At 74.8% G+C, this 4,333-nt stretch carries 5 protein-coding genes; 1 reads left to right on the top strand and 4 read right to left on the bottom strand.

The genetic code is table 11. From position 1 onward, the window contains the following. On the bottom strand, positions 1-552 hold a 552-nt coding region (locus AWZ10_RS23570; RefSeq protein WP_060891991.1), incomplete at its 3' end, for an SseB family protein. A gap of 149 nt (positions 553-701) precedes the next feature. On the opposite strand from AWZ10_RS23570, the gene AWZ10_RS23565 reads away from it, so the two are divergent. Continuing rightward, complete coding sequence (locus AWZ10_RS23565) at positions 702-1,811, top strand: serine hydrolase (protein ID WP_079104436.1); 1,110 nt, start codon at positions 702-704, stop codon at positions 1,809-1,811. 9 nt (positions 1,812-1,820) lie between these two features. Here AWZ10_RS23565 and mycP read toward each other — a convergent pair whose 3' ends face one another. The 3 genes from mycP to AWZ10_RS52970 form a co-directional block, all read right to left on the bottom strand. Further along, positions 1,821-3,056 carry a type VII secretion-associated serine protease mycosin gene (gene mycP / locus AWZ10_RS23560; RefSeq protein ID WP_046707385.1) on the bottom strand — a complete coding sequence of 412 codons (1,236 nt, stop codon included), beginning with the start codon at positions 3,054-3,056 and terminating at the stop codon, positions 1,821-1,823. After that, positions 3,053-3,877, bottom strand: a complete 825-nt coding sequence (locus tag AWZ10_RS23555) for a hypothetical protein (RefSeq protein WP_046707384.1) — start codon at positions 3,875-3,877, stop codon at positions 3,053-3,055. The genes mycP and AWZ10_RS23555 overlap by 4 nt, the downstream gene beginning before the upstream one ends. Positions 3,878-4,085: 208 nt before the next feature. Next, on the bottom strand, positions 4,086-4,333 hold a 248-nt coding region (locus AWZ10_RS52970), incomplete at its 5' end, for a hypothetical protein (protein WP_208618548.1).

Here is a 4,333-nt window from a genome sequence, read left to right as displayed (position 1 = left end):
GGCCTGTCCGGGGCCGAGGTGGGCACGGAGCACGGCCGGTTCGGCGGCGACGGCGGAGCGTACGGCGTCGAGGACGGCGGGGTCGGCGAGCGGGTCGGTGGTGGTGCGTCCCTCGGCGAGCGCGAGCAGGGCGGGGCCGGTCAGCTCATGGGGGACGGGGCCCGCGAGGTCGAGGACGATCGTGTCGGCCCTCTCGTGCGCGGCGGCCTGCAGGGCCTGGTGCAGGGGCACGGCGACGGGGCGGGCGGCGGGGTCCCAGCGGGCGAGGGAGTCGGTGGAGGTGAAGGCGGGCAGGGCGGTGCGGCCGCCTGCCTTCAGGGTGGGGACGGCCATGTCGCTGGTCTTCTCGCGGCGCAGCCCGTTCTCGTCGACCTCGACCTCCCCGAGCACGGCCACGACGGGCACGAGCAGCCGGGCGTCCTTGAGGGCTTCGAGGACGGGGCCCACGGCGGTCCGGTCCGCGGCCCAGGCGGCGAGCGCGGCGCTCAGCCGGGGGTCGGCGGAGCCGTCGTCGTCGGAGAAGCCGGGGTCGGGAATGTTCTTGTTCGCCACGGTCGTCGACCCTATCGGGGGAAGTCTCCAGGGCGTTCGGCAGGCCGGAAACGTGATGGTCACATCACTCACGGTTTTCTCAGCGATCCCTGACAAGGATCTAACACTCGCCTAACCAGGCGCACAGCGCGGCGCAGAACCATCACGGCATGCCCTCATCAAGAGCCCGCCGCCGCGCCCGTCCGTCCGGGCGCCGTCCGTCCGGGCGCCGTCCGTCCGGGCGCCGTCCGTCCGGGCGCCGTCCGCTCGTCCGCATCGTGCTCGCCACCCTCGTCCTCGTGGGCGGCACGGCCGCCGGGTCGGTGTGCATGAGGGCCCAGGCGCAGGACGGGGGGAGCTCCGTCGTATCGTCGTCGGCGTCATCGTCGGTATCGCCCTCGGCCTCCGCCTCCACGGTGCCGGGCGCGGACGTGGTCGCTGAGGAGGCTTCGGTGGAACCTGTGGCGGCGCCCGAGGTGGACCACGACGCGCTGCTCGCGGCGGCCCTGGCGGACGTGAACGTCGAGGACGGGGCGGCCATGTCCGTGGCCGTGCTCGACGTGGCGTCCGGGGACTCGGCCGGGTACGGGAAGGCGCGGTTCGACACCGCCAGCATCGTGAAGACGGACATCCTGGCGGCGCTGCTGCTCCAGGCGCAGGACGCGGACCGGCAGCTCACCGCGCAGGAGAGGACGTACGCCTCCGCGATGATCCGTGACAGCGACAACGCCTCCGCGACGGCCCTGTGGAAGGCCATCGGGCAGGCGGACGGTCTGGACGCCGCGAACGAACGGTTCGGCCTGACGGACACCGAGGGCGGCGACGGTCTGTACTGGGGACTCACGCAGACCACGGCGGCCGATCAACTCGCCCTGCTCCAGCAGGTGTTCGGGGGCGACGACACGTCCGAGCTGAGCGAGGCCTCGCGGGGGTACGTACAGGAACTGATGGGCCGGATCGCGCAGGGGCAGGACTGGGGCGTCTCGGCGGCGGCGTCGGGCGGGGCCTCGGGGTCCGGATTCGCGCTGAAGAACGGGTGGTTGCCGCGTACCGCCACCGGGCTGTGGGACATCAACAGCGTCGGCCGGGTCGCGGTGGACGGGCGGGAGTACCTGGTCGCGGTGGTGTCGCACGGCAACACGACGAAGGCGAAGGGGATGTCGCTGGTCGAGGCGGCGGCGCGGGCGGCCGTCTCGGTGTTCGGGGACACGGCGGAACCGGCCGACGACGTGGCTCCGGCGGACGCGCCGGTCACGGCGGGCGTGGCCACCGGCTCGTAGTCGCCGGCTTCAGATGACGTACTCGTCGGGTCGGCCGCGACCGCGTCCGCGCCAGACCATCACCGCGGTGACCAGCAGGACCACGCCGAGTCCGCCCGCGGCGGGGGCGGCCCAGCCGGCGGTCGGATCCTCCTCCTCGACCGGGTCCGGACCGGAGCCGAAGTACTTGCCGCCGTACGACGCGGTCTTGAGGTCGTCGGACGTGAGCTTGCCGCCTTCCTCGATGGCGGCCGCAGGGTCGACGAAGCCGAAGCCCCGGGAGTCGTCCCGACCACCGACGGGGGCTTCGCGGGCGGTGCCCTCCAGGAGGCGTTTGACCTGGGCTGGGGTCAGGCTCGGGTGGGCCGCCTTGATGAGTGCGGCGGCGCCGGAGACGAAGGCCGCGGCGGCGCTGGTGCCCCAGCCCTCGTAGTACTTGCGGTCGGGGTCGGCGATGACGACGTCGACGCCGGGGGCGCTGACGGTGGCGTACCAGCGGCGGGTGGAGAACGGCGCGCGGTCGCCGTCCTCGTCGACGGCGGTCACCGCGATCACGCCCGGGTAGGCCGCCGGGTACGAGATGTGGTCGCCCTTCGCGCCGCCGTTGCCGGCCGAGGCGACGACGATCGAGCCCTTCCGCAGGGCGTACTGGACCGCGGCGTCCTCGGAGGGTTCCGGGTGGGCGGACTCGGAGTCGTCGCCGAGGGAGAGGTTGATGACGTCGACGCCCTGGTCGGCGGCCCAGCGGATGCCCTCGGCGAGGGCGTTGCCGCGGGTGCTGCGGGCCTTGGAGCGGGCCGAGTCGCCGTCTTCGAGGATGACGCGGACAGGGAGGATCTTCGCCTCGGGGGCGACACCGAGGACGCCGTCGGCGTCGTTCACGCCGTGTCCGTGTCCGGCGATGATCCCGGCCATCGCGGTGCCGTGCCGGGCCCAGGAGCGGTCGCCGCGCGAGGCCCCGAAGCCGACCATGTCCTTCGTCGGCAGGACGTTGCCGGCCAGGTCCGGGTGCTCGTCGTCGACGCCCGTGTCGAGCACCGCGACGGTGATACCGGCGCCCTTGGTCGTACGCCACGCCTCCTGCGCGTGCATCGCTCCCAGCGCCCACTGCTGGTCCCGGATGCCGTCGGCGTGCGCGGCGGTGGAGGGCAGGAGGGCCAGGGAGGCGGCGAGGGGGACGCCGAGCAGACCGAGGCGCGGGACGCGCCGGTGCCGTCGGCCGGCTTTCGCGACTCTTGCGATGGCCGCGGGTTCGTCGGCTTTCATGAAGGCTGCTCCGTGGCGGACGCGGCGGTCCTGCGCAGGCCGCGTTCGATGCGGTCGGCGAGGCCCTGCGCCTCGTGGCCGAGGCCGGACTGGGCGGGGGCGGTGGTGGCGCCGGACTTCATCGCGTCCGCGGCCGGCTGCGGCTGGGTGACGGTGCGGCCGTCGGCGAACCCCGAGACGGCGTAGACGACCACGGGGACGTCGGTGAGGACGGAGATCGTCCAGGAGGCCCGCTGACCGTCGCCGAAGCCGGCGGCGACGGTGTCCTCGGCGGCGTACGCCCGGGGCATCAGGTCGGTGCGACGGTCGAGGCCGTCCTTCGCGAAGCGGTTCCTGAGCGCGGCCATGGCGGCGGCGTCGGCCCTGGTGAACATCAGGCCGACGGTGGTGACGCTGCTGTGGGTCGCGTCGGTGTAGGTGGCGCGCAGCAGTCGCAGACAGCCGACGGGGGCGAGGGCCTTGCGCAGCAGCGGGTCGAAGGCGTCCGCGCAACCGCTGTCGCGCGCGACGGCGACCCGGGTCCAGGTGCGGTCGGTACCGCCCGGTCCGGCGCCCTCGCCCTGCACGGTGGGCGGGAACAGCTCGTCGACGGGTACGCCGTGCCAGAGCTGCCCGGCCACCGCGAAGGTGTCGCGGGTGCCGTCCGCCCCGGAGTCCCCCGTGAGCCAACTCCCGGCCGCCGCGCCGCCGATGAGCCCGACGCCGAGTACCACGCACGCGGCCACGGCCGCCGCCCTCGCCTTGGTGGGCCGCGGCTTGCGCCGCCCGTCGTACGGCTCGGGCGGTGTCCACGGCGACGTGTCCGGCTGGGCGAACGACACGAAGGGCCGCCCGGGAGATGCCCCGAGGACTCCGTCGAGCGCTTCGGCGGACCGCCGGGACGAACCCGTCGGCGGCTGCCAGCCACCGGGACGCTCGGGCGTGATGGGCCGTGGCCGGGGCGTCCCCTCGGGACCCGTCTCTTCGGGCAGGGGGCGACGGAGGGGCGAGGCCGGGGGTGGAACGGAACCACCGGAAGCCGGTACGCCGTTACGGGGCGCCGGTGTCGGGGGCTGTCCGGCCGGGCGGGTGGTCGTGCCGTCGGGGGCGGAGCCGGAGGGACGGGTGGAGCGGCCGCCGTTGGAAGGGCCCGAGGTCCGAGGTGGTGCGCCGTCGGCGGGAGAGCCGGCAGGACCGGTGGGCCGGGGCGAGCGGTCGCCGAGGGGCGGGGCCGAGCCGGCGGTCCGGGCATCCGAGGACGGTGCGGCATCCGAAGGCCGGGCGGCGCCCGTACGCCG

The sequence above is a fragment of the Streptomyces europaeiscabiei genome, from assembly GCF_001550375.1.
Classification (GTDB): domain Bacteria; phylum Actinomycetota; class Actinomycetes; order Streptomycetales; family Streptomycetaceae; genus Streptomyces; species Streptomyces europaeiscabiei.
The sequence above is the reverse complement of the archived record's forward strand: the minus strand, read 5'-3'. Positions and strand labels throughout refer to the sequence as shown.

What these genes read in the sequence shown, in the direction of transcription:
- mycP (WP_046707385.1), bottom strand. Translation starts at nt 3,056, where the DNA reads ATGAAAGCCGACGAACCCGCGGCCATCGCAAGAGTCGCGAAAGCCGGC.
- AWZ10_RS23565 (WP_079104436.1), top strand. Translation starts at nt 702, where the DNA reads ATGCCCTCATCAAGAGCCCGCCGCCGCGCCCGTCCGTCCGGGCGCCGT.